Source organism: Streptomyces sp. NPDC001544 (genome assembly GCF_042894285.1).
In the GTDB taxonomy this organism is placed as follows: Bacteria; Actinomycetota; Actinomycetes; order Streptomycetales; family Streptomycetaceae; genus Streptomyces.
Genome location: NZ_JBIAVN010000021.1, coordinates 42,263 through 68,020, shown reverse-complemented (window position 1 = coordinate 68,020; position 25,758 = coordinate 42,263). Strand labels below are relative to the sequence as shown.

The 25,758-nt window shown below is 73.9% G+C and carries 18 protein-coding genes; 12 read left to right on the top strand and 6 right to left on the bottom strand.

Annotation, left to right across the window (positions count from 1 at the left end; genetic code table 11):
• Positions 1–265: 265 nt before the first annotated feature.
• From ACFY0F_RS34785 to ACFY0F_RS34755, 7 genes are all read left to right on the top strand, one after another.
• A complete protein-coding gene (locus ACFY0F_RS34785; RefSeq protein WP_388803589.1) occupies positions 266–7,342 on the top strand; it encodes an SDR family NAD(P)-dependent oxidoreductase in 7,077 nt (2,358 codons plus the stop codon).
• 1 nt (position 7,343) lies between these two features.
• Positions 7,344–12,035 carry a beta-ketoacyl synthase N-terminal-like domain-containing protein gene (locus ACFY0F_RS34780; RefSeq protein WP_388803586.1) on the top strand — a complete coding sequence of 1,564 codons (4,692 nt, stop codon included), beginning with the start codon at positions 7,344–7,346 and terminating at the stop codon, positions 12,033–12,035.
• 5 nt (positions 12,036–12,040) lie between these two features.
• Positions 12,041–12,352 (top strand): phosphopantetheine-binding protein, encoded by a 312-nt coding sequence (locus ACFY0F_RS34775; protein WP_388803766.1) that lies wholly within the window; start codon positions 12,041–12,043, stop codon positions 12,350–12,352.
• Positions 12,353–12,355: 3 nt separating this feature from the next.
• Complete coding sequence (locus ACFY0F_RS34770) at positions 12,356–13,162, top strand: alpha/beta fold hydrolase (RefSeq protein ID WP_388803583.1); 807 nt, start codon at positions 12,356–12,358, stop codon at positions 13,160–13,162.
• On the top strand, positions 13,159–14,343 hold the full coding sequence (locus tag ACFY0F_RS34765) for a glycosyltransferase (RefSeq protein ID WP_388803580.1): 1,185 nt from the start codon (positions 13,159–13,161) through the stop codon (positions 14,341–14,343). Before ACFY0F_RS34770 ends, ACFY0F_RS34765 begins: the two co-directional genes overlap by 4 nt.
• On the top strand, positions 14,340–15,416 hold the full coding sequence (locus ACFY0F_RS34760; protein ID WP_388803577.1) for a class I SAM-dependent methyltransferase: 1,077 nt from the start codon (positions 14,340–14,342) through the stop codon (positions 15,414–15,416). The genes ACFY0F_RS34765 and ACFY0F_RS34760 overlap by 4 nt, the downstream gene beginning before the upstream one ends.
• 99 nt (positions 15,417–15,515) lie before the next feature.
• On the top strand, positions 15,516–16,169 hold the full coding sequence (locus tag ACFY0F_RS34755) for a DedA family protein (protein WP_388803574.1): 654 nt from the start codon (positions 15,516–15,518) through the stop codon (positions 16,167–16,169).
• A 64-nt stretch (positions 16,170–16,233) separates the two neighbouring features.
• Here the strand turns inward: ACFY0F_RS34755 and ACFY0F_RS34750 are convergent, their stop codons facing one another.
• Complete coding sequence (locus ACFY0F_RS34750) at positions 16,234–16,764, bottom strand: gamma carbonic anhydrase family protein (RefSeq protein ID WP_388803571.1); 531 nt, start codon at positions 16,762–16,764, stop codon at positions 16,234–16,236.
• A 106-nt stretch (positions 16,765–16,870) separates the two neighbouring features.
• Here ACFY0F_RS34750 and ACFY0F_RS34745 point away from each other — a divergent pair, with 106 nt between their 5' ends.
• Positions 16,871–17,635 carry an acyltransferase gene (locus ACFY0F_RS34745; RefSeq protein WP_388803568.1) on the top strand — a complete coding sequence of 255 codons (765 nt, stop codon included), beginning with the start codon at positions 16,871–16,873 and terminating at the stop codon, positions 17,633–17,635.
• A 1-nt stretch (position 17,636) separates the two neighbouring features.
• On the opposite strand, the gene ACFY0F_RS34740 is transcribed toward ACFY0F_RS34745, so the two are convergent.
• On the bottom strand, positions 17,637–18,494 hold the full coding sequence (locus ACFY0F_RS34740; protein WP_388803565.1) for an EamA family transporter: 858 nt from the start codon (positions 18,492–18,494) through the stop codon (positions 17,637–17,639).
• 93 nt (positions 18,495–18,587) lie between these two features.
• On the opposite strand from ACFY0F_RS34740, the gene ACFY0F_RS34735 reads away from it, so the two are divergent.
• Positions 18,588–19,160 (top strand): helix-turn-helix domain-containing protein, encoded by a 573-nt coding sequence (locus ACFY0F_RS34735; protein ID WP_388803562.1) that lies wholly within the window; start codon positions 18,588–18,590, stop codon positions 19,158–19,160.
• A 33-nt stretch (positions 19,161–19,193) separates the two neighbouring features.
• Entirely contained in the window at positions 19,194–19,751 is a 558-nt protein-coding gene (locus ACFY0F_RS34730; RefSeq protein WP_388803559.1) for a YbaK/EbsC family protein, read from the top strand.
• Positions 19,752–19,753: 2 nt separating this feature from the next.
• On the opposite strand, the gene ACFY0F_RS34725 is transcribed toward ACFY0F_RS34730, so the two are convergent.
• Positions 19,754–20,779, bottom strand: a complete 1,026-nt coding sequence (locus tag ACFY0F_RS34725; protein WP_388803556.1) for a cation diffusion facilitator family transporter — start codon at positions 20,777–20,779, stop codon at positions 19,754–19,756.
• A 59-nt stretch (positions 20,780–20,838) separates the two neighbouring features.
• Here ACFY0F_RS34725 and ACFY0F_RS34720 point away from each other — a divergent pair, with 59 nt between their 5' ends.
• Positions 20,839–21,198, top strand: coding sequence for an ArsR/SmtB family transcription factor (locus tag ACFY0F_RS34720; protein WP_388803553.1), 360 nt, complete (start codon positions 20,839–20,841; stop codon positions 21,196–21,198).
• A gap of 9 nt (positions 21,199–21,207) precedes the next feature.
• Here the strand turns inward: ACFY0F_RS34720 and ACFY0F_RS34715 are convergent, their stop codons facing one another.
• From ACFY0F_RS34715 to ACFY0F_RS34705, 3 genes are all read right to left on the bottom strand, one after another.
• Positions 21,208–22,431 carry a 4-hydroxybenzoate 3-monooxygenase gene (locus ACFY0F_RS34715; protein WP_388803549.1) on the bottom strand — a complete coding sequence of 408 codons (1,224 nt, stop codon included), beginning with the start codon at positions 22,429–22,431 and terminating at the stop codon, positions 21,208–21,210.
• A 95-nt stretch (positions 22,432–22,526) separates the two neighbouring features.
• Complete coding sequence (locus tag ACFY0F_RS34710) at positions 22,527–24,164, bottom strand: APC family permease (RefSeq protein ID WP_388803546.1); 1,638 nt, start codon at positions 24,162–24,164, stop codon at positions 22,527–22,529.
• A gap of 201 nt (positions 24,165–24,365) precedes the next feature.
• The gene (locus ACFY0F_RS34705; protein WP_388803543.1) at positions 24,366–24,773 is read right to left on the bottom strand and encodes a CoA-binding protein; all 408 of its coding nucleotides are present in this window, start codon (positions 24,771–24,773) and stop codon (positions 24,366–24,368) included.
• A gap of 175 nt (positions 24,774–24,948) precedes the next feature.
• Between ACFY0F_RS34705 and ACFY0F_RS34700 the strand changes: the two genes are divergently transcribed.
• Positions 24,949–25,701 (top strand): hypothetical protein, encoded by a 753-nt coding sequence (locus tag ACFY0F_RS34700; protein ID WP_388803540.1) that lies wholly within the window; start codon positions 24,949–24,951, stop codon positions 25,699–25,701.
• The last annotated feature ends 57 nt before the right edge of the window (positions 25,702–25,758 follow it).

Here is a 25,758-nt window from a genome sequence, read left to right as displayed (position 1 = left end):
ACCCGGGCGCTTTGACGGGCTTGCGGTGGTGTGGCGCGTGCCGGGGCGGGACCCGCGCCACCGTCCGGCCGCAGGGAATTGCTCGGATTTTCGGCTCTTGCGGTGAGTTCAGACGGCTGGCCGGATCGGTTCGACGGCATCGGGAAAGCCCGCACCGATATTGACCCGCGAGTAAGGCGCTCGCTAGTTTCCGGGGGCCTCGCACAGGAGTTCCACGTCGCACTAGCCCCCCACCGTGCTGGTCCACCGAATTCTTCGGAGCATCATGACGTCTGCCGTGCGCGCCCTGGACCTGATCATCTGTGTCACCCCTTTCGGAGAACCCGATGCCAGGCTCGCCGCGGCGGCCTCCGGAGCCGGCGGACTCGGCGTCCTGGACCTCGGAGCCGGGGACCGGGGAGCACGTGAGGCGCTGGCACGCCTGAGACGGACGGCCCCCGGCCCGTACGGGGTGCGAGTGGCCGCGCACTGCCGTATGCGGCCCCGGGACCTGACGGGACACGCCACCTCGGGCCCGGAGGAGAAGAACGCGGGCGGCCCCGACTCCGTGGTGCTGGCCCCGGGCGCACCCTGGCGCGTCGACGAGGTCGCCGCCCGCCACCGCGTTCTGGTCGAGGTGACGGACCTGGCCGGGGCCCGCGACGCGGTGCGCGCCGGGGCGCACGGGCTGATCGCCCGGGGCGGGGAGAGCGGCGGCCGGGTCGGCAGCCTCAGCACCTTCGTCTTGCTGCAACAACTGCTGGCAGAGCCGGACCTGGACGTGCCGGTGTGGGCATGCGGCGGCATCGGGCCCCGTACGGCGGCGGCCGCCGTGGCCGGCGGGGCCGCCGGAGTGGTGCTCGACAGCCAACTGGCCCTGCTGGCCGAGTCCGGGCTGCCCGAGGCGACGGCCGCGGCGCTGCGTTCCCTGGACGGCTCGGAGACCGTCGTGGTGGACGGGTACCGGGTGCTTCGCCGCCGGGGCCCGGACGCACCGCCCCTGCCGTCCGGGGATCCGGCGGCGGTCGCGGCCCTGCTCGGCGCCGACGATCCGCGTCACCGGTTGCTGCCGGTCGGCCAGGACGGCTTCCTCGCGGCCCGCTTCGCCGAACGGTGGCGCGACGTCAAAGGCGTGGTCCGGGGAATGCGGGCGGCCGTCCGGGAAGCGCTGGCGGATGCCGGGCACACGACTCCCGCCCCCGGCACCCCGGTTGACCGGCAGTCCGGGGCGACCGCCCCCACACCCGACCGAGCCCTCCTTCCCGGCTCGCCCATGAGCCGTGCCCTCGGCACGCGGCTGCCCGTCGCGCAGGGACCCATGACCCGGGTCAGTGACCAGGCCGGATTCGCCGCGGCCGTGGCCGACGCCGGTGCGCTGCCGTTCCTGGCGCTGGCCCTCGCGAGCGGCGAGCAGGCCCGGACGATGCTGGCGCAGGCCCGGACCGCACTGGAAGGGCGGCCGTGGGGTGTGGGAGTACTCGGGTTCGCGCCCGAAGAGGTCAGGAACGCCCAGTTGGAAGCCGTACGGGAAGTGCGCCCCAGCCACGCGGTCATCGCGGGTGGCCGGCCCTCCCAGGCCGAGGCGCTGGAGCGGGCCGGGATCAAGACCTTCCTGCACGTGCCCTCGCCGGGCCTGCTCCGGCAGTTCCTGGACGCCGGGGCCCGCCGGTTCGTGTTCGAGGGCGCGGAGTGCGGCGGCCACGTCGGACCCCGGGCGAGTTTCCCGCTGTGGGAAGCCCAACTCGCCGTACTGGAGGACTTCCTGGACGGCGCGGACGTGGAGACCGCCCGGCGGATCGAGGTGTTCTTCGCGGGCGGCGTGCACGACGCGCGCTCGGCGGCCATGGTCGCCGCGCTCGCCGCACCACTCACCGCCCGGGGTGCGGCGGTCGGCGTGCTCATGGGCACCGCCTACCTGTTCACCGCGGAGGCGGTCGAACACGGCGCGATCCAGCCCCTCTTCCAGCGGCAGGTCGTGACGGCCACCACGACCGCCCTGCTGGAGACCGCCCCCGGACACGCCACGCGCTGCGTCCCCAGCCCCTTCACCCACGACTACCGCGACCGGGAAGCCGAGTTGCGCGCCCGGGGCGTCCCGGACCGGCGGATCTGGGAGGAACTGGAACGGCTCAACGTCGGGCGGCTGCGCATCGCCAGCAAGGGCCTGGACCGGCCCGACGGCGGGGAACTCACCCCGGTCGACGAGCAACGCCAGCTCAGCGACGGCATGTTCATGGCCGGCGACGTGGCCGTCCTGCGCTCGGCGACCACCACGATCGACGCCCTGCACCACTCGGTCACCGCGGAAGCGGCCGGTTTCCTCGCCGGCCGCACCCGGGAGCTCACCGAACGGCTCGGCGCGGACCCGGCACCAAGGCCGGCGGCGCCCGCCCCCCTCGACATCGCTGTCATCGGCATGGCCTGCATGTTCCCCGACGCCCCCGACCTGCCCGCCTTCTGGGCGAACGTCGTCGCCGGACACGACGCGGTCACCGAGGTCCCGCCCGATCGCTGGGACCCAGCCGTCCACCACGACGGCGGCGCCACCACCTCCAAGTGGGGCGGGTTCCTGCCCCGCATCCCCTTCGACCCGCTGCGCTACGGCATCCCACCCGCCTCCCTCGGCGGCATCGAGCCGGTCCAGCTGCTGTCCCTGGAGGCGGCCCGGCGTGCCCTGGAGGACGCCGGATACGGCGACTCGGGACGGGACTTCGACCGCTCCCGCACCTCCGTCGTCTTCGGCGCCGAGGCCGGCAGCGACCTGTCCAACGCCGCCACCCTGCGCGCCGTACTGCCGTCGTACTACGGCGGGGTGCCCGACGGGCTGGACGCCCAGTTGCCCCGGCTCACCGAGGACTCCTTCCCGGGCATGCTCGCCAACGTCATCTCCGGGCGGATCGCCAACCGCCTCGATCTCGGCGGGGCCAACTACACCGTCGACGCCGCCTGCGCCTCGTCGCTCGCCGCGGTCGACGTCGCCTGCAAGGAACTCGTCGCCGGCACCAGCGACGTCGTGCTGTGCGGAGGCGCCGACCTGCACAACGGCATCAACGACTACGTCCTGTTCTCCTCGGTGCACGCGCTCTCCCCGACGGGCCGCTCCCGTGCCTTCGACAGCTCCGCCGACGGCATCGCGCTGGGCGAGGGCGTCGCCTGCGTCGTCCTCAAGCGGCTGGCCGACGCCGAACGCGACGGCGACCGGATCTACGGCGTCATCAAGGGGCTCGGCTCGTCCAGCGACGGCCGCTCCCTCGGTCTGACCGCACCCCGCCCGGAGGGGCAGCGGGCCGCACTGGAAAGGGCGTACCGCAACGCCCGCGTCTCGCCCGCCGACGTCGGTCTCGTCGAGGCGCACGGCACCGGCACCGTGGTCGGCGACCGCACCGAACTCACCGTCCTCGGAGAGGTGTTCGCCGCCGCGGGTGCCGGAGCGGGCGGCTGCTCGCTCGGGTCGGTCAAATCGCAGATCGGGCACACCAAGTGCGCCGCCGGCCTCGCGGGTCTGATCAAGACGACACTGGCCGTCCACACCGGCGTCAAGCCGCCCACCCTGCACCTGGAGCGCCCCAACCAGGCGTGGCGTCAGGGAGAGAGCCCCTTCGCCTTCCACACCCGGGCCCGGCCGTGGGCGGCTCCCGCAGCCGAACGCCTCGCCGGGGTCAGCGCGTTCGGCTTCGGCGGCACCAATTTCCATGTGGTGATCGGGGCCCACGGTGACGCCGTACCGCCCGAGCAGGCGCTGGACACCTGGCCCGCCGAACTGTTCCTGTTCCGGGGCCGGGACCTCGCGGCGGCCCACCGGGCCATCGGGGACCTGCTGACGGCGGCCGAGACCGAGGGCCGCCCGTGGCGGCTGCGGGACCTGGCACTGAGCGCGGCGAGGCGCGCGGACGCCTCCCCGGAGCCGGTACGTGCGGCGGTCGTGGCGAGTGACGTCGACGACCTGATCGGGCAGTTGCGCCGGGCGCTGGCCGGGGAGCACGACCCGACCGCGGGCATCCACCTGGCGCAGGAGACGGCAGGCTCCGCCGAGGGCAAGGTCGCCTTCCTCTTCCCCGGTCAGGGCAGCCAGCGCCCCGGGATGCTCGCCGAGGTGTTTCTCGCCTTCCCGGAGCTGCAGCGGTTCCTGGAGGCGGCACCCGAGCTCGCCGAGCGGATGTATCCGCCGGCCGCCTTCGACGAGGCCGGCCGCGCACGGCAGCGGGCCGCGCTCACCGACACCCGGGCCGCCCAGCCCGCGCTCGGCATCACCGGCCTGGCCGCACACGCCCTGCTCACCGCGGCCGGAGTGCGCCCCGACATGGCGGCCGGACACAGCTACGGCGAACTGGCCGCACTGTGCGCGGCCGGTGCCCTCGACCCCGAGACACTCCTGGAGCTCAGCACCGAGCGCGCGGCGGCGATCCTGGCCGCCGCCGGCGACGACCCCGGCACCATGGCCGCCGTCGCCGCCGGCGCCGAGGACGTCGAACGGGCCCTGCGCGCGGCCGGCGCACCCGCCACGGTCGTCGCCGCCAACCGCAACTCGCCCGAGCAGACGGTGATCTCAGGGCCGACACAGGATGTCGCCACCGCGGTACGGCTGCTGCGCTCCGCCGGACTCACCGCCAAGAGCGTCCCCGTGGCCTGTGCCTTCCACAGCCCCCTGGTGGCCGGCGCGGGTGAGCGGTTCGCCAAGGTCCTGAAGGACAAGACCGTGCGGCCGCCCGAGTTCCCCGTGTGGTCCAACCGCACTGCCGCCCCCTACGACCCGGACCCCGACGCGGTGCGCGCCGGGCTCGCCGCGCAGATCGGCGCACCCGTGGCCTTCGTCCGGCAGATCGAGGCGATGTACGAGGCCGGGGCACGGATCTTCGTGGAGGCGGGACCCGGCACGGTCCTCACCCGGCTGGTCCGGCAGATCCTCGGCGACCGTCCGCACCGCACCGTCGCCTGTGAGCCGCGCGACGGAAGCGGCCTGCGGGGCTGGCTCGACGCGCTGGCCCAACTGGCCGTCGCGGGGCGGCCGGTGCGCACCGCCTGGCTCCTGAGGGGACGCGACGCCGTCGACGCGGTCCGCACTCCGGCGCCCAGGCGGCCCGGATGGACCGTCGACGGACACCTGGTCCGCACCGCCGCCGGAGACCTCCTCCCCGGTGCGCTCGCACCGGCCCGACGAGTCGTGGAGACGACTGTGACGACGAACCCCCCGCACGGCGCCCCGGCCGATCACGACGCGTTGATCTCCGAGTTCCTGCGCACCAGCCGGGAGATGATCGCCGCCCAGCGAGATGTGCTGCTGAGCTACTTCGGCGCGGCACCGGGCACGTCGGTCCCGGCCCCGGCGGCCCCCGCCGCGCCGCCCCGGCCGCAGGCCGCGCCCGCCGGACTCTCGCCGGCCGGGACCGTGCCGGCCCAGCCGTCCGCGCCCGCCCCGGCCGAAGCGGACACCGGCGCCCCCGAGGACGTCGACGTCCAGCGCGTCGTCCTGGAGATCATCAGCGAACGCACCGGCTACCCCGTCGACATGATCGAGCCCGACCTCGACCTGGAGGCGGACCTGAGCATCGACTCGATCAAACGGGCCGAGATCGCGGGTGAACTCGCCAAGCGACTGGGCATCGCCAGCGGCTCCGAGCTGCAAGCCTCCCTTGGTGACGCCGAGTTGGAGGAGCTGGCCAGGGCGCGGACGGCCGCGTCGGTCACCGACTGGCTGGCGGCGCGGCTGACCGCCCCTACCGACGGGGCGACTGCCGGAGAGCCGGTGTCTGCGGCTGCGGCTGTGACTGCGACTGCGGCCGCGACTGATGCTGTCATGGACCTGACGGTCAAAGTCCCGGAGGAGTCCCCGCACGAGCCCGCGGAGATCGCCTCGGACATCACCCCGGAGATCACCGGCGAGGCCCCGAAGCGCTTCGAACTGCGCCCGGTGCCGCTGCCCCTGCCCGCCGGACCACCGGACCCCGCCGCCGCGCTCGCCGGAAGGCGGTTCGCCGTCCTCGGCGACGGCGCGGGCGCGGCCGGGCAGATCGAGGCGCGGCTCGCCGGGTACGGCGCCCACGTGCTGACCGCCGGCCGGGAGCACCTGCTCACCGAGGCCGACGGCCCGCTGGACGGCGTGCTGTATCTCGGCGCGCTGCCCGGCGCCGACGTGCCCGTTCTGCCGGACGCCTTCCCCGTGCTCCGGGCCGCCCTGGCACTGGGCCCGGGCCGGCTGCTGGCCGCCCGCTCCACCTCCGGCGGCGACGCCCTTCCCGCGGCCGGGCTGTACGGCCTGTTCCGCACCATCGCCCGCGAGTACCCGGAGACCGTCGCACGGGTCGTCGGCCTCGACGACACTGCACCGTCCTGCGTCGCCGACGCCCTGCTCACCGAACTGCTCGCACCGTCGCCCGGGCAGGACCCCGTCGTCCTGCGCACAGCCGCCGGACGGCACGGCACGGAACTTGTCGAGGCGCCCCTCGGCCTGCTCGGCACCACCGGCGCCGGTCCGGCCGGCGACGGCGCGGCCGAGGCCGCCGCGCTCGGCCTCGACCACGACTCCGTGGTGCTGCTGGTGGGCGGCGCCCGCGGGATCACCGCCAGGTTCGCGGCCACGCTCGCGGCGGCCTGCCGCTGCCGCATCGAACTCATCGGCAGGACCCCCGCCCCCGCCGGCCCCGAGGACCCGCGGACCGCCGCCGCCCGCACCCCGGCCGCGCTGCGCGCGGTGCTCGCCACCCGCGCCGACGTCTCGCTCAGGCCCGCGGAGATCAACCGCGCCGCCGAACTGATCCTGGCGGGGCGGGAGATCACCGCGACGCTCGCGGAACTCACCGCGCTCGGCAGCGAGGCCCGGTACCGCTCGGTGGACTTCCGCGACCGGGACGCCGCACTCCAGGCGGTCAAGGAGGTGCACACCGAGCACGGACGGCTGGACGGGGTCGTGTTCGCCGCCGGAGTGATCGAGGACCGGCTCATCGCCGAGAAGACCGCCGAATCCTTCCAGCGGGTGTACGGCACCAAGACCACCGGCGCCACCACCCTGCTGGCCGCCCTGGAGGAGCTCCCCACCGGCCCGCGCTTCGCCGTGCTGTTCGGCAGTGTCTCCGCCGTCCTCGGTAACCGGGGCCAGGCCGACTACGCGGCCGCCAACGACGCCCTGGAGGACCTCGGCGCCGACTGGTCCGCCCGTACCGGCCACCGCGCGCTGACCGTGCACTGGGGGCCGTGGGCGCCCACCGGCGCACACACCGGCATGGTGAGCCCGGAACTCGGCCGCGAGTACGCCCGGCGGGGAGTGCGGCTCATCGACCCCGAGGAAGGCACCGCGGCCCTGCTGCGAGAACTGGCCTGGGGCGACGAATCGGCCCGCGCGGTCGTCTACACCGCCTCGGCCTGGTGACATGGCGGCCCACGACGTGATGAGCCGTCAGGTCCCGGTGGCCATCGTGGGGATGGCGGTCCTGCTGCCCGGCGCCGCCGACCTCGACGCCTACTGGTGCAACCTGCGCGACGGCGTGGACGCGATCGCCGACGTGCCCGAGGGCCGCTGGGACGCCGACTACTACCGGCCCTCGGCCGCGACCGGGCCCGCCACGGCCGACCAGGTGTACTGCCGGCGCGGCGGGTTCGTGGACGGCCTCGCCGAGGTGGAGGTCACCCGGTTCGGCATCATGCCCGCCTCGGTGGCGGGCACCGAGCCCGACCAGTTGATCGCGCTGCACGTGGCCGCCGCCGCGATCGCCGACGCGGGCGGCGAGGACCGGCTGCCCGAACGGCACCGCGTCGGCGTCGTCCTGGGCCGCGGCGGCTACCTCACCCCCGGCCTGGTCCGGCTCGACCAGCGGGTCCGCACGGCGGGACAGCTCGTACGCACCCTGGGCGAGCTGCTGCCCGACCTCACACCGGACCAACTCGGCCGCGTCCGTCAGGCGTTCACCGAACGCCTGGGCCCCGACAGCCCCGAGTCCGCGATCGGCCTGGTGCCCAACCTGGCGGCCTCCCGCATCGCCAACCGGCTCGACCTGCGCGGCCCCGCCTACACCGTGGACGCGGCCTGCGCCTCCTCGCTCGTCGCCGTCGACCAGGCCGTCGGCGAACTCGCCGCGGGACGCTGCGACATGATGCTGGCCGGGGGAGTGCACCACTGCCACGACATCACCCTCTGGAGCGTCTTCTCCCAGTTGCGCGCCCTGTCCCCGAGCCAGCGCATCCGCCCCTTCCACCGGGACGCCGACGGCATCCTCATCGGCGAGGGCACGGGCGTGGTCGTCCTCAAACGCCTGGCCGACGCGGAGCGCGACGGCGACCGCGTGTACGCGGTGATCCGCGGCACGGGCGTGGCCAGTGACGGCCGTACGTCCGGTCTCGTCAACCCCGACCCGGGCGGCCAGAGCCACGCCGTACGCCAGGCCTGGCGGGCCGCCGGCCTCGACCCGGCGGCCCCCGGCGCGGTCGGCCTGCTGGAGGCGCACGGCACCGCGACCCCGGCCGGGGACACCGCCGAGCTGACCACGCTGGCCGAGGTGTTCGGCCCCGGGGACCCCGGCGACCCCTGCGGCGACGAACGCGCGGTGCTCGGCTCCGTGAAGTCGATGATCGGCCACACCATGCCGGCCGCCGGGGTGGCGGGCCTCGTCAAGGCCGCCCTCGCCGTCCACCACGGCATGCTCCTGCCCACCCTGCACTGCGACGACCCGCACCCCGCCCTCGCCCGCACCCGCTTCCGCCCACTGGAGAAGGCGGCCCCCTGGGAGACCACCCCGGACCGCCCGGTACGCCGGGCGGCCGTGAACGCCTTCGGCTTCGGTGGGATCAACGCCCACGTGGTGCTGGAGGAGGCACCCGGCGGGCGGGCGACGGCGCCCGCCGCGGACGAGGACGCGGCGACGGCCACGGGCGGGCGCCCGCGCACCCCCGTCCGCGTCGCCGAACCGGAGCGCGTCCTCCTGCTCGCCGCCGACCGTCCGGAGGGGCTCGCCGCCCTCCTCGCCGCCGACGACTCCGCCGTCCTCGGTTCCGGGCTGGACGGCGCCCGTACGCACCCGGAGGCGGGCCCCGCACGGCTCGGCATCGTCGACCCCACCGCCAAGCGGCTCGCACTCGCCCGGCGAGCGGTCGGCAAGGGCAGGGCCTGGCAGGGCCGCAGCGACGTCTGGTACCGGCCCGGCCCGCTCCTCGGACCCGGGCGGGGAAAGCTGGCCTTCGTCTTCCCCGGTCTGGAGGCCGAGTTCACGCCACGCGTCGACGACATCGCCGCCCACTTCGGCCTGCCCCGGCTCCCCGGGGCCGCCGCCGGGGAGCCGCGGGTCGACGACGTGGGCCGGCACGGCGCCGGTGTCGTCGGTGTGGGGCGGCTCCTCGACGCGGCCCTGCGCCGGATGGGCGTGGTCCCGGACGCGGTCGCCGGGCACAGCGTCGGTGAGTGGACCGCGATGGCGGTGGCCGGGCTGTACTCGGGTGCCGAGGTGGACGCGTTCATGGCCGGGTTCGACCCGGACACGGTCACCGTCCCGGGCCTGGCCTTCGCCGCCGTCGGCGCATCCGCCGAGCAGGTCCTCGCCGCCCTCGCCGACGGCTGGGCGGACACGGGGATCGTGCTCTCCCACGACAACGCGCCCAGCCAGTCGATGGTGTGCGGCCCGGACACCGCCGTCGGCGACTTCGTACGGGCCCTGCGCGCCCGGGGCGTGCTGTGCCAGGTGCTGCCCTTCCGGTCCGGGTTCCACACGCCGATGCTCGAGCCCTACCTGTCGCCCATACAGGAGGCCGCGGCCCGGTTCCGGCTGCATCCGCCCACCGTCCCCGTCTGGTCGGGGACGACGGCGGCACCGTTCCCCGAGGGCGAGAGAGCCGTACGCGAACTCTTCGTCCGGCACCTGCTGGAACCCGTCCGCTTCCGCCGGCTCGTCGAGGCCCTGTACGACGCCGGGCACCGCGCCTTCGTCCAGGCCGGCCCGGGACAGCTCGCCTCCCTCGTCGACGACACCCTCGGCGACCGGGACCACCTGGTCGTCGCCGCCAACTCGCCGCACCGCACGGGACTCGCCCAACTCCGCCGGGTCGCCACGGCGTTGTGGACCGCGGGTGCCCGGGTGGCACCGGCACTGCCCCGGCCGCACGCCCCGGTCACCGCCTCCGCCCCCACCGCCCGGCCGCAGCGCCCACCGGTCCCGCTCGACCTGGGGGGCGCGCTGGTGTCGCTCGACGGCCCGGACCTGACCGCGCTGCGGGCGGAGCTGCGCGCCGCGCCCGCCGCGGACCCGGCCCCGGCACGCGACGGCACCGCCGCCCCGACGTCCCCGCTGGACACCCTCGCCGAACGCTTCCCGGCCGCCGCCGAACTGAGCGCGCTCCTGCGCGACACCGCGCACACGGCCGCCGAGCTCATCACGGCGGAGAGACGCAGGCACCCGGCCGCGCCCCCGCGCACCGGCAGCGCCCCCCGCACTGTCGGCGGCACCCGCGAAACGCCTCCACCTCCCGCGCCCGCCCGGCGCCCCCCGGCCACCATCACCCCGTCCACCCGCCGCACGACCGTCCGCGTCTCCCCGGACACCATGCCCCACCTGCTCGACCACTGCTTCTTCCCGCAGCGCCCCGGCTGGCCGGACGTGGCCGACCGGTGGCCCGTGGTCCCGGCGACCACGATCGTGCAGCACATGATGGACGCGGCCGAGCAGGCGTCACCCGGGATGCGGGCGGTCGCCGTGCACGGGGCCCGCTTCGACCGGTGGCTCACCGCCACCCCGCCCGTCGACGTCCCGGTCACCGTCACCCCGACCCCGGACGACCCCCACCGCCTTGCCGTCTCCTTCGGCCCGACGGCCCGCGCCGTGGTCGAACTCGCCGCCCGCCACCCCGAACCGCCCGCACCGCGCACGGCCCCCCTCGTCCCGGAAGGCACCCCGGAACGCACCCCCGACCACACCGCCGCCCAGCTTTACCGCGAACGCTGGATGTTCCACGGGCCGGCGTTCCAGGGGGTCACCGAACTCACCGGCATCGGGGACGGACACGTACGCGGCGTCATCACCACGCCCACCGCCCCCGGCGCCCTGCTCGACAACGTGGGCCAGATCCTCGGCTACTGGATCATGGCGACCAGGACCGAGCGGACCGTTGTGTTCCCCGTGCAGATGCGGCACATGCTCTTCCACGGACCGCACCCGGCCCCCGGCACCCGGGTCGAGTGCCTGGTGCGGATCACCTCGCTCACCGACACCGTCCTCGAGGCGGACGTGGAACTGACCGTCGCCGGACGGGTGTGGGCCCGGCTGGCCGGCTGGCAGGACCGCCGCTTCGACAACGACCCGCGGACCCGCCCGGTCGAGCGCTTCCCCGAACGCAACACCCTTTCCGAACCCCGGCCGGGCGGCTGGTCGCTGCTCCACGAGAGGTGGCCGGACCTCGCGTCCCGCGAGCTGATCATGCGGAACTCCCTGGGCGGCCCGGAGCGGGCGCGGTACGCCGACCACCCGCCGCGCGGCCGCAGACAGTGGCTGCTCGGCCGGATAGCGGTCAAGGACGCCGTACGGCGATGGCTGTGGGAACAGGGCGAGGGGCCGGTCTTCCCGGCCGAGATCCAGGTGCACAACGACGACCTCGGCCGCCCGTACGTCACCGGAGTGCACGGACGCACCCTGCCCCCGCTCGACGTCTCCCTGGCCCACCGCGCCGAGGCGGGCGTGGCGATCGTACGGCCGCACACGCCCGGCCCGGGACCCGGCATCGACATCGAGGAGGTCACCGAACGCGACCCGGCGGCCGTCGCCGCCCTCGGCGCCGAGGAACTCCGGCTGCTGCACGCCCTGTCCCGGGCGGACGACGCCTCGCTCTGGTTCACCCGGTTCTGGGCCGCCAAGGAGGCCGTCGCGAAGGCGGAGGGCACCGGATTCGGCGGTCGCCCCCGGGACTTCGCCGTCTTCCACGCGGCACCGGCCGAAGACCGGCTGCTGGTCTCGGGCCGCCTGGAACGCGTGTACACGGTGCACTGCGCGACGGTCCGCAATCCGCCCGCACTGCCGCCGAGGAACTACGTCGTGGCCTGGACGACGGGCCCGGCGGGCGACGACGAAGAGGAGCAGGAGCGATGACACCCATGGAGCCGACCACCGCGCACGCCGACGAGGAGGCGGTGCTCGCCGACATCAGGGGCATGCTCCTGACCCTCCTGGAGGAGTACGGCGAGGAAGACCTCGAGATCGGCATGACCACCACGTTCAACCGCGACCTGGAGCTGGAGAGCATCGACCTCGTGACCCTGGCGGGGCTGCTGCGGGAGCACTACGGAAACCGGGTCAACTTCGCCGAGTTCCTGGCCGGGATGGAGTTCGAGGAGATCATCGAGCTCACCGTCGGCAGGCTCGTCGAGCACGTGGTGCACAGCCTGAAGGCTGCGGGGGCGAGCTGACGGATGGCGATCGTCGACACCGGCGAAGTCCGGTTGCACGTCCAGCGGATGGGACCCGAGGACGGCCGCCCCCCGGTCGCCACCGCCGTGCTCGTGCACGGCCTGCTCACCGACAGCCTGGCCAGCTACTACTTCACGGTGGCACCGCGGTTCGCGGTGGCGGGCGTCGACGTCGTCATGTACGACCTGCGCGGCCACGGCCGCAGCGAACGCCCCCCGGCCGGCTACACCCTCGACCACAACATCGACGACCTGGAAGCACTGCTCGACCGGCTCGGCATCACCGGGCCCGTCCACCTCGTCGGCAACTCCTACGGCGGCACCATCGCCTTCGGCTACGCCGCCCGCCACCCCCGGCGGGCGGCCAGCCTCACCCTGATCGAGTCCGAGCCGGCCACCGCGGCCTGGGCGGCCAAGCTCGGCGGAATCCTCGACCGGGTGGTGACCGAGCTGGCGCACAACGAGCCCGACGCGATTCGCTGGATCACCGCCAACCGCGGCCACAACACCGCCCGCCTCGCCAAGGGGGCCGCGCGGCTCGCCCGGGACACCACCCTCGGCCGGGACATCCCCGCCAGCCGGGTGCTCACCGAGGACGAGATCAGGGCCGTGCGCTGCCCCGTCCTCGGTGTCTACGGCGGCGACTCGGACCTGGTGGAACTGGCGCCCCTCAAGGAGGCGCTGCTCGCCGACTTCCGGTCCGTCGTACTGCCGGGACACGAACACTCCGTGCTGGTCGAGGCGGCCGGGGCCGTCGGCGGCCACGTCCTGGAACTGATCCGCTCGGCGGGCGCCGGGGCCCTGAGGTGAGCGGCTTCCTCTTCGTCGTACCGCCCCTGGTGGGGCACATCAACCCGGCGGTGGGCGTCGCCGCCGAACTCGCCGCGCGCGGACACCGCGTGGCCTGGGTGTGCGCCGACGCGGGACTGCTGCGGCGGCTCGCCGGGCCCGAGGCCGAGGTCCTCCCGTGCGCCGGACCCGCCCCGGCCGCACGCCCGCCGGAGCTCCGGGGACCGGAGGCGCTGAAGTACCTGTGGGAGGGCTACCTGCTGCCGCTCGCCGACGCCATGGCCCCCGGAGTCCGGGCGGCCGCGCGGGACTTCCGCCCCGATGTCGTCGTCGCCGACCAACAGGCCTTCGCCGGGGCCCTAGTGGCCGAGGACCTCGGCCTGCCGTGGGCCACCTCCGCGACCACCTCGGCCGAACTCACCGGCGCCTACGACGGCATGCCCAAGGTCGCCGACTGGCTCGGCGCGCGGCTCGAGGAGCTGCGCGCCCGCATCGGCGACCCGGCCGGTGACACCGACCCGCGTTTCTCCCCCCACCTGCTGCTGGCGTTCACCACCCCCGAACTCGCCGGGCCGTCGGCCGTCCGGGGCGACCACATCCACTACGTCGGCCCTTCGATCGCCGACCGCCCGGCCGCACCCGGCTTCCGCTGGGAACGGCTGGACCCCGCCCGGGCCACGGTCCTGGTGACCCTCGGCACCGCCAACGCCGACGCGGCCGGACGCTTCCTCACCGAGTGCGTGGCCGCGGTGCGGGAACGGGCCGACCGGGTACAGGCCGTGGTCGCCGACCCGGGCGGCACGCTGCAGGCGTCCGACGACGACAAGGACGTACTGGTCCTGCCGTACGTGCCCCAGCTCGCGCTCCTGGAAAGGGCCGGCGCGGTGGTGTGCCACGCCGGGCACAACACCGTCTGCGAGGCCCTCTGGCACGGTGTACCGCTGGTCGTCGCCCCCATCCGCGACGACCAGCCCGTGGTGGCCGCCCAGGTCGTCGACGCGGGAGCGGGCGTCCGGGTGCGGTTCGGCCGGGTCAGCGCCGCCCGGCTCGGCGCGGCCCTCGACACGGTCCTGCACGAACCCGCCCACCGGACCGCCGCAGGACGGATCCGCGCCGCGTTCCGCGCCGCCGGCGGCGCCCCCGCCGCCGCCATTTGCCTCGAGCGGCTGGCCGCCGCCACACGCCCGGAGGAGACCCGATGAGCAACGAGACCGAGGGCACCGACCGCGCCACCCGGGTCGCCGCACTGCGCCCCGCCTACAGAAGCGACCTCGCGGGTGGCGTGGACCGCTTCTTCGCGCCCCGGCGCGACACCTGCCCCTGGTGCGACTCCGGCCGCCTGACCACCCGGCTGCGCACCACCGACCTGCTCCAGCACAAGCCGGGCCGCTTCCTCCTCGACCGCTGCGAGGCCTGCGGGCACACCTTCCAGAACCCGGCCCTGAACGAGGCGGGCCTGGAGTTCTACTACCGCGACTTCTACGACGGCCTCGGCGAGCAGAAGATGGGCGGCACCTTCCAAGGTCGCACCAAGATGTACCGGGGCCGCGCCGAGTCGATGCTGCCGCACGACCCCACCCCCAAGAACTGGCTCGACGTGGGCACCGGACACGGCCACTTCTGCGCGGCCGCCCGCGAGGTGCTGCCCGGCACGGCCTTCGACGGCCTCGACTTCACCGACGGCGTGGAGATCGCCGCCCGTGAGGGCCGCGTGGAACACGCCCACCGCGGCCTCTTCCCCGACCTGGCACCCGACCTCGCCGCCCGGTACGACGTCGTCAGCATGTTCCACTACCTGGAACACAGCACCGACCCCGACCGCGAGCTGCGCGCCGCCCACCAGGCCGTCCGCCCCGGCGGCCACCTGCTCATCGAGGTTCCCGACCCGGAGAGCCGCTACGCCCGCCTCCTCGGCCGCTGGTGGCTGCCCTGGCTCCAGCCGCAGCACCTGCACTTCGTGCCGGTCGCCAACCTGCGCCGACGGCTCACCGAACTCGGCTTCACGGTGGTCGCCGAACAGCACGCCGAGCCGCACGATCCGGTCGACCTGCTCGCCGCCGTATGGCTCGCCCTGGACCACACCGCGCCGCGCGAGGACGCCCCCTGGCTGGCCGAGCCACCAGGTGCCCTGAGCCGGGCCCTGCGCACCGCGACCCTGCTCGCCGGCGTGCCCGCCCTGGCCCTGGCCACCCTGGTGGACCGCTTCGCGGCCCGGCCGCTGTCCCACCGTCTGGGCCTGTCCAACGCCTACCGCCTCGTGGCCCGCCGTGACTGAGGGCACGACCCCGCGCGGACGAACCCGGTAGCCTTCACGCAGGGGCGCGTCCGACGGGTGACGCCCCGCAGTCGAGGACCTACAGGGGAGGAACCGGCGGTGCACGTCCAGGATTGGCTCGACTCGGTGCCCGCGGCCGCCGTCTACGCCGTGGTGGCCCTGGTGATCGGCCTGGAGAGCCTGGGCATCCCGCTGCCCGGGGAGATCATTCTGGTCTCGGCGGCCCTGATGTCCTCCCAGCACTCCGGCGTGAACCCCGTCGTGCTGGGGGCGTGCGCGACCGCCGGAGCGGTCATCGGCGACTCCATCGGATACGCCATCGGCCGCAAGGGCGGGCGCCCGCTGCTCGCCTGGCTGGGCAGGAAGTTCCCCCGGCACTTCAGCGAGGGCCACGTCGCCACGGCGGAGCGGTCCTTCGAGAGGTGGGGCATGTGGGCGGTCTTCTTCGGCCGCTTCGTCGCCCTGCTCCGCATCTTCGCGGGTCCGCTCGCCGGTGTCCTGCACATGCCGTACTGGAAGTTCCTCGTCGCCAACGTCCTCGGCGGCATCTGCTGGGCGGGCGGCACCACCGCCGTCATCTACTACGTCGGAGTCGTCGCCGAGGACTGGCTCAAGCGCTTCTCCTACCTGGGCCTGGTGATCGCCCTGCTGATCGGCCTGTCGTCGATGCTGGTGCTCAAGCGCAAGGCGAAGAAGGCGGCCGAGGAGCGGGCGGCCGAGACCGAGCCGGAACCGGTCCCGGCCGCCGACTAGGGGGTGTCTTGCCCCGCGACCCCGGCATGATCCACAAGACACCCCCAGGGACGTGCATCAGGGCTCAGTCCCGGTGCGCGTCCCGGTGCGCCTTCGCCAGCTCCGCGTACAGCGTGCCGTTGAGTGTCACCCCCTGACGCTCCTCCTCGGTCAGCTCCCGCTTCACCTTCGCCGGCACGCCCGCCACCAGTGACCCCGGCGGCACGACCATCCCCTGCGGCACCAAGGCCTGTGCGGCCACGAGGGAGCCCGCGCCGATCACCGCCCCGTTGAGGACCGTCGCCCCCATCCCGATCAGACAGTCGTCCTGGACGGTCGCCCCGTGCACCACGGCGTTGTGCCCGACGGACACCCGCTCGCCGATGGTGACGGGAAAGCCCGGGTCGGCGTGCAGCGTCACGTTGTCCTGCACATTGGCGTCCGCACCGACGGTGATCCGCTCCACGTCGCCGCGCGCCACCGCCCCGTACCACACGCTCGCCCCCGCCCGAAGCGTCACATCTCCGATGACGGAGGCCGTGGGCGCCACGAACGCCTCGGTGTCGACCTTCGGTTCCCTGCCGCCGATTCCCATGATCAACGCCTTGTGCGTCATCGCCCTCTCCTCGTCGTCGGTACCCCGCACCGTACGCCACCCGGTGGGGCGAAGATCACAGCCTTCCGGCCTCTTGGGCGGACCGCGCGCTGAGTACGGTGAGCGGATGCCCAAGCCCAAGAACACGTTCTCGTTCTCGTCCTGGCGACACGGTCTCCTCCAGCGCGCCGTGCACGCGGGCTGGGCATGGGTGCAGCGCACGGGCTCGGTCACCGCCCAGCACCCCGGGCGCCTGCGCTTCGGTGCGATCGGAACGGGTACCAGGCTCGCCTTCCCGCTGGGCACCGTCTTCGGCGAACCCTGGATCCATCTCGGCGCCCACTGCATCGTCGGCGAACAGGTCACCCTGACCGCGGGCCTCATGCCCGACCTCGACCTCGGGCCCGAGCCCATTCTGCGCATCGGCGACGGGGTCGTCCTCGGCCGGGGCAGTCACGTCATCGCCGACACGACGGTCACCATCGGCAGCGACTGCTACTTCGGGCCGTACGTCTACGTCACCTCCACCAACCACTCCTACGACGACCCGCACGAGCCGATCGGGAAGCAGTGGCCGCGGATGGAGCCGGTGGAGATCGGCCCGGGCTGCTGGATCGGCACCGGCGCGGTGATCCTGCCCGGCGCGCGGATCGGCCGGAACGTGGTCGTGGCCGCCGGGGCGGTGGTCCGCGGGAGCGTGCCCGACCACGCCGTGGTGGCGGGCGCGCCCGCCAAGGTCGTGCGCCGCTGGACACCCGCCGACGGCTGGCAGCCGCCGTTGCGGACCCCGCCCCCGGTCCCGATCCCGGAAGGCGTCACCCCGGAGCAGCTGCTGTCCCTGGCGGAGCTGGACGAGGAGGACGTGGCCCGGCTGGCGGAGCTCGAGCCCTGACTCAACCGGTCGCCAGGAGCAGCGTGCCCAGCAGGGCGAGGCCCGCCCCCGCCGCCTGCACGGCACGCAGGCGTTCTTGGAGGAAGCCGCGGGCGGCCAGCGCGGTGACCACCGGGTAGAGCGAGGCCAGTACCGCCGCCACGGTGACCGGGCCGTGCTGGGCGGCGACCGAGTAGGTGCCGTTGGCCGCCACGTCGGCGAGCCCGACGAACCCGAGGGCGGGCAGGTCGGACCAGGGGAAGCCGCCCGCCGGGAGGGCGGACGCGCCCCGGCGCACGGAGACGTACAGTGCGGCGCCGCCCGCGGCCACGTTCGTCACGCGCTGCACGAACAGCGCGAGGAACAGACCGGTGACAGTGGTCGACGCCTCCGCGATCAGGGCGAACACCGTGCCGAAGCCGAGGGCGGCGACCAGTGTGAGCACAATCGCCCGCCGCTGCACGGACGCGCCCCGCAGTTGCGGCCCGCCCGCGAGGACGACGCCCGCGACGGCGACCGCGATGCCCGCCACCTGCGCGAGCCCCGGACGTTCGCCGAGGACGAGGCCCACGCCGATGGGGACGGCCACGCTCAGGGTGGCGAGCGGGGAGACGACACCCATCGGACCCAGGGCGAGCGCCTTGTAGAAGGACAGCATCGCCACCGGCCCCACCAGGCCCGCCGCGAACGCGAACCACAGCCGGGGCCCGGCCTCGCTCCAGCCGCCGGTGGCGACCACGATCACGCCGAGCACGACGGCCGCGATCGCCTGCGACACCACCACGACCGTCAGCGCGGGGTTGCGTCGCGTCAGCAACCCGCCGCCGAAGTCGGCCAGCCCCCACAGGAGGCTGGTGGCCAGGGCGAAGAATGCTGTCACTGAGCGCCTCGCAGTACAGTTCGGTGAAAGATCGGGTGCATGCCACCGTAGTGCAACACAATGAACCCTATCATTCATCATATTGGACGGAATGTGTCGGACCTCGACCTGCTGACCCAGTCCCTGGCGCGCAATGTGAAGCGCTGGCGCACCGAGCGTGGCTTCACGCTGGACACGCTGGCCGCCCGCGCGGGAGTCAGCCGCGGCATGCTCATCCAGATCGAGCAGGCCCGCACCAACCCCAGCCTCGGCACGGTCGTCAAGATCGGCGACGCCCTCGGTATCAGCGTCACCACGCTGCTCGACTACGAGCAGGGGCCGAAGGTCCGCATCGTCCCCGCCGACCAGGCCGTACGGCTCTGGCACACCGAGGCGGGCAGCTACAACCGGCTCCTCGCGGGCACCGAGGCCCCGGGTCCGCTGGAGATGTGGGACTGGCACCTGATGCCCGGCGAGGCCAGCGACTCCGACCCGCACCCTTCCGGCACGGTCGAACTCGTGCACGTCACGGCGGGCGAGCTGACGCTCACCGTCGACGGGACGGAGTACCGCGTACCGGCCGGCGCGAGTGCCTCCTTCGGGGCCGACACCCCGCACACCTACGGCAACGACGGTGACGTCCCCGCGGAGCTGGTGATGACCGTCTCGGTCCCGCCGGTGCGCTGAACCCGCTCCGGCGGGGGCTGTTAGCGTGCGGTCATGCGCGCACCCATCGGAGACTTCGACGCCGCGACACCAGCCCCCGACTGCCTCGACGAGCTGGTCGGCCCGGTCGCCGACGCGGTACGGCACTGGCGCGGCAGCGTCCCCGCCGAGCAGATCGTCTACGTCGACACCGAGCCGCAGTGGGCCGACACCGCCACCTTCGTCGAGCACTACGGGCGCGACCTGCTCGAGAGGTCCGCGAACTGCGTCGTCGTCGCGGGCAGGCGGGCCGGCACCGCCACCCTGGCCGCCTGCCTGGTCCTGTCCACCACCCGGGTCGACGTGAACGGCGTCGTGCGCCGCCAACTCGACGCCCGCAAGGCCTCCTTCGCGTCGATGGACACCGCGACGGGGGAGACCGGGATGGAGTACGGGGGCATCACCCCGATCGGGCTGCCGGAGAGCTGGCCGGTACTGGTGGACTCGGCCGTCGTCGACCTGCCCTACGTCCTGGTCGGCAGCGGCCGCCGACGCGGCAAACTGCTGGTGCCGGGCAAGGCGTTCGCCGAACTGCCGGGAGCGGTGGTGCTGGAGGGGCTGGGCACGGCCTGACGTCAGGCAGTCACATGGTGGGCCAGTGGCAGGTGCGGGTCGGCATGGCCCGGAGCGGGCGCCGGATCCGCGTGCACCAGGGCCGCGGTGAGCCTCGGTACGGCGTGCAGCAGTGCGTGCTCGGCCTCGACGGCCACCGCGTGGGCCTGGCGGACCGTCGCCTCGCCGTCCACCACCACCGCCACCTCCGCCCGCAGCCGGTGCCCGATCCACCTCAGCCGCAGCTCACCGACCTCCAGCACGCCCGCGACCTCCCCGAGCGCCCGCTCGGCGCGGTCCACCAGCGCCGGGTCGACGGCGTCCATCACCCGCCGGAACACCTCACGCGCGGCGTCCCGCAGCACCAGACCGATCGCCGCCGTGATCGCGAGCCCGACCAGCGGATCGGCGAGCTGCCATCCCAGGGCGGATCCTCCGGCGCCGACCAGCACGGCCAGTGACGTGAACCCGTCGGTCCGGGCGTGCAGACCGTCGGCGACCAGGGCGGCCGACCCGATGGCGCGACCCACCCGCATCCGGTACCGGGCCACCCACTCGTTGCCCGCGAACCCCACCAGCGCGGCCACGGCGACGGCCGGGAGGTGCGCGACGGGCCGCGGATCCAGGAGCCGGTCCACCGCCGTCCACGCCGCGAAGACCGCGGACGCGGCGATCGTCACCACGATCGCGAGCCCCGCGAGATCCTCGGCACGCCCGTACCCGTAGGTGAAGCGGCGCGTCGGGGCGCGCCGGCCGAGCACGAAGGCGATGCCCAGTGGTACGGCGGTCAGCGCGTCCGCGGTGTTGTGCACCGTGTCCCCGAGCAGCGCGACCGACCCCGAGACGGCCACCACGACGGCCTGTACCAGCGCCGTGCCGCCCAGCACGGCCAGCGACACCCACAGGGCGCGCATACCGCGCGCGCTGGACTCCAGCGCGGGGTCGAGCTTGTCGGCGCTCTCGTGGGAGTGGGGCGTGAGGAGGTGGGCTAGGCGATGGCGGACGGAGGGGCGGTGCGGGTGGTCGTGGTGGTGGTGCCGGTCGCTCACGTGGTTCCCCTTCCGGTGCGGGAGTGGACGGACGCCGCCCACGGAGCCATTATGTGCGTATGAGCGCACGCATGCACCTGTCACCTGCGCACCATGCGCATCCGCGCACCCCGGGCGAGGAACAGTTCGCGCTCGCCGCCGAACTCCTCGCCCTGCTCGGCGACCGCACCCGCCTTACGCTGCTGCACGCGCTGACGCGGGGGGAGGCCGACGTCACGACCCTCACGGCGGCGTGCGGGGCGGCCCGGCCCGCCGTCAGCCAGCACCTGGCCCGGCTGCGGCTCGCGGGGCTGGTGAACACCCGCAAGGAGGGCCGCCGCGTGGTCTACTCCCTGCAGGACGGACATCTGCGCCGCCTCGTCGACGAGGCGCTGAACGTGGCGGACCACCGGATCGGCGACCGGCCGGTGCACGACTGAGGGGCGGCGTCAGTGCCGCGCGGCCGTGCCCAGGTACTGCTCCGCGAACGCCGCTGCCGCCGCCGGTGAGGTGAACAGGCGCCGCAGCCGGGCCAGCGTGGTGCCCGCGCGGAACGGGTCGCCGCAGGCCGCCCCGTGGTAGATGTCCGACAGCCACTGCGAGAACTCCTGGTAGTCCCACACCCGCCGCAGTGCCGCCGCCGAGTAGCCGTCCAGCCCGGTGCCGTCGCCCCGGGTGAGCCGCGCGGCGAGCGCGTCGCCCAGCAGGAAGGCGTCGTGCAGCGCCAGGTTCATGCCCTTGGCCGCGATGGGCGCGGTCAGATGGGCGGCGTCACCCGCCAGGAACAGCCGGCCGAACACCAGGGGCTCCACGACGTAGTCGTGCATGGCCAGCACGCGTTTCTCGATCAGCCGGCCCTCCGTCAGTGCCGGCGCCCCCGCCGCCCGCAGCCGCTCGCGCAGTTCGGCCCAGACGCGCTCGTGCCCCCAGCTCTCCGGGTCGTCGCCGGGCGGACACTGAAGGTAGTAGCGGGTGACCTCCGGACCGCGGGGCATGTGCCCGGCGAAGCCACGCGGATGGACGCCGAACACGACGCAGTCGGAGGACGGCGGCGCCTCGGCGAGCAGCGCCAGCCAGCCGATGCCGTAGTCGTGCCGGGCGATCCGGGCCCGCCCGGGCGGCAGCGCGTCCCTGGTGGCACCGCGCGCCCCGTCGCAGCCGGCCACGAAGTCGCAGCCGACGATCCGCCGTCGCCCCGACTCCGGGCAGAGGTAGGACACCGACGGGCGGTCCGTGTCCAGGTCGTGCAGCCGTACGTCCCGCACGCCGAAGCGGATGTCGCCACCCCGGACCTCGGTGTACTCGCGCACCAGATCGGTCACCAGCATCGGCTGCGGATAGACGTAGTGGCGGTGGCCCGTCAGATCCGTGTACGCGAACCGGTGCCGCTCGCCGGCGAAGCGGAACTCGCACTCGGTGTGCGCCTCGGCCCGGTCTTGCATGCCCCGGCCGAGCCCGCGCCGTCGCAGCTCCCGCAGCGCCCACTCCTCGACGATCCCGGCTCTCGGCCGCGTCTCGATGAACTCGCGGCTTTCGGTCTCCAGGACCAGGCAGTCGACGGAGGCGGCTCTCAGGATGTTCCCGATGGCGAGCCCCGCGGGCCCGGCGCCCACGATGACGACCGGACGGCGCTCTTCGGCAGGGGGATCGAGATGGGGGGAGGGGAGTGTCACCGGGCCAGTATGACGGTGTTCAGAAAGGCAAGGGCCCGGCCGCGGGAGCGGCCGGGCCCTCAGCGGAATGCTGCGGTCGGTACGGAGCGCTGCGCTCAGTGCGCGGGCATGTCCACGACCACGACCTCGTCGATGCTGCGCTCGATCTCCTCGGTGCCGGAGGCGGAGGCCTTGGCCCAGTAGTAGATACCGACGGAGAACGCCGCGATGACCAGTATGTCCCACCACAGCGGGAGCTTGCCGGAGCCGCCGAAGCTGCCCAGCGCGGAGATCACGCCCATGCCCAGCAGGTAGACCGGGAGCCACTGGGCGGCCTTGAAGTCCATCCGGGGCGCGTCCGGCAGTTCCTTGCTCGTGGCATACCAGGCGTAGGAGCCGAGCAGCACGTAGCCGAGGATGATGGCGATGCCGAGGCGCCACAGGGTGTCCCAGCCGGACCAGTAGATGATGAGGCTCGCCACCACGAACGACAGCGGCGAGATCACCTTGCCGGCGGGCAGCCGGTACGGGCGCGCGAAGTGCGGCAGCCGGTCGGCGAAGACGCCGTACGCGAGCGGAGCGCCGGCGTACATCAGGACGCTCGCCGAGGTGATGAAGCCGACCAGCTCCTGCCAGCTGGGGAAGGGCAGGAAGCAGACCACGCCGGTCACGAAGGACATGATCAGGCCGAACCACGGCACGCCGCGCTTGTCGGTCTGGGCGAAGATCTTCGGCGCGTAGCCGTTCTTGGCGAGGCCGAAGGAGACGCGGGAGGTGGCGGTGGTGTAGATCAGGCCGGTGCCACCGGGGGAGATCACCGCGTCCACGTACAGCACCACGGCCAGCCAGCCCAGGCCCACCAGGGTCGCCAGGCCCGCCCACGGGCCGCTGATGCCCGGGAAGTCCAGCTTGGCCCAGCCGTGCGCGAACGCGCTGTGCGGCAGTGCGGCGATGAACACGACCTGGAGCAGGATGTAGATCACCGCACCGATCGCGACCGACCCGAGGGTGGCGCGCGGCAGGTCACGCTGGGGGTTGCGGCTCTCGCCCGCCAGCTGGATCGCCTGCTCGAAGCCCAGCAGGGCGAAGATGATGCCGCTTCCGCTGATGGCGCTCAGCACGCCCTTCGCACCGAACGGGGCGAAGCCCTCCGAGGTGAAGTTGCCGCCGTGGAAGTGGCCCGCGGCGATGATGAAGATGGCGCCCAGCGGGACGGCGATCTTCCACCAGGTGGCGGCGCTGTTGGTGTGGGCCAGGGCCCGGACGCCGAAGAAGTTGACGGCGACGAAGACCGCCATGAGGAGGACGGCGACGACGATGCCGCTGAGCGTCAGTGTTCCGTCGGTGTGCTGGAAGCCCTGGGCGAAGTGCCAGTGCGCGGCGTAGCCGATCATGGCCTCGACCTCGATCGGGGCCACGGTCGCCGCCTGCAGCCAGGCGAACCATCCGAACGACATGCCGGCCAGGCCGCCGAACGCGTAGTGCGGGTACCGCGCCGTTCCGCCCGCCACCGGGAACATGCCGCCGAGTTCGGCGTGCACCAGCGCGAGCAGGACGATGGCCACCGCGCCGATCACCCACGAGATGATCGCCGCGGGGCCGGCCGCCATGACGGCCTTCTGGGCTCCGTAGAGCCAGCCGGAGCCGATGATGGACCCCACGGAGGCCCACATCAGTCCGATGAGCCCGACGTCCCTTCGCAGACCGCTCGGGTCTCTCGTGGTTTGCGGCACGGCATGGTCGACATTCGCCATGTCAAGTGGCCTCTCAGTTTCTGAACAGAGGATTAACGAGCAATGAGGCCACAGGGTAGGGACGCCTTGCGATGCGGCAAAAGACTGTTTCCCAAGTTTTGACTGTTGAGCTGGAACACAGCGCGTGAGTCTTTGTACAGGTCAGGCGGTTGTACGGAATGTTCGTATTCAGACACGGAATGTGAGAAGAGAGTGAGACAGCTAGTCCAGACGAGGAATTTCGATCGCCGGGCACCGGTCCATCACCATGTCCAGTCCGGCCACCCGGGTCCGCTCGTACGCGGCCTCGTCGATCACCCCGAGCTGGAACCAGACCGCCTTGGCACCCTTGGCGACCGCCTCGTCGGCGACCGGCCCGGCGAGGTCGCTGTTGACGAAGACGTCGACCACGTCCACCTCGAAGGGGATCTCGGCGAGGGAGGCGTAGCCGGGCTCGCCGTGCACCGTCTCCGCCTTCGGGTGGACGGGCACCACGCGCTTGCCGAAGCGCTTCAGCACCTCGGCGACGCCGTACGCGGCCCGGCTCCGGTTCGAGGAGAGGCCGACGACGGCCCAGGTGTCACCGAGCTCGGTCAGGATCCTGCGGATGGTCGCTGCGTCGCCGTACACGGTCGGCCTCCTCGGGCCTCGGGGTCACTGTCCTCGGCGGAAACGGCGGCTGCCGGGCGGTGATTCCCGCCGCGCTGTCCAAAAGCCGCACCGCGGCCGTCCGGTATCCCGCCACAACGTCCGCAATCGCGGCCAAGTGTCTGCAAAGGGCCGCCCCTGCGCCTACAGTCGGGCCGTGCTGCGCATCATCGACTCCCGCACCGGTGAGCCCGTCGAGGCCGCTCCCGCCCGGCGGGGCCTGACCCGGGTCCACGCGCACGCCACGGGCCTCGACGCCTCCGCCCTGCGCGTGCTGCTGGTCGCCGACATCCTCGTCCGCGTCCTGGAACTCGGCGGCACCCCGGTCTGGGCCGTGCTCACCGGCGACCGGCAGCAGCCGGAACTCCGCGCCGCCGCCACCGGCCTCGGCATCCGCCCCTTCGAGGACGGCCGGGACCTCGCGACGGGGCTGGGCGAGTCCCAGGTCATCCGTGTGGCGGGGGAGCGGGAGGCGGCGCCCGACGGGACGTCGCCGGCCGCAGCCGTCCTGGTCGAGGTCGCTCCGGTGACCGGGCCGGACATCGCGACGGCGGCCGACGGCGGCGTCCGCGATCCCGCCGCCCTGCGCCTGACCCTGCTCGCCGCGCCCCGCGGGACACCCGTACGATTTGACACGGACGCCCTCGACGAAGCGGACCGCACCCTCGCGCGCTGGCGGCGGGCCGTCGCCGTCTGGGCCCGGCAGCCGTCGCGGCCGGTGCCCGAGGAGGTGCGCGGACGGCTGCGCACCGCCTGGGAGGACGATCTGGACGTGCCCGGAGTGCTGCGCGTGCTGGACCGGGTGGAGACCGAGCCGGATCTGCCGGACGGCGCCCGCTTCGAGACGTACGCCTACGCCGACCGGCTCCTCGGCCTCGACCTGGTGCGCGACCTCGGGAGGATGTCATGAGGGTTCGCGCGGGTGCCGGCCGGTTGCGGCGGGTGGTGGTGCTGTGGCATGCCGAGC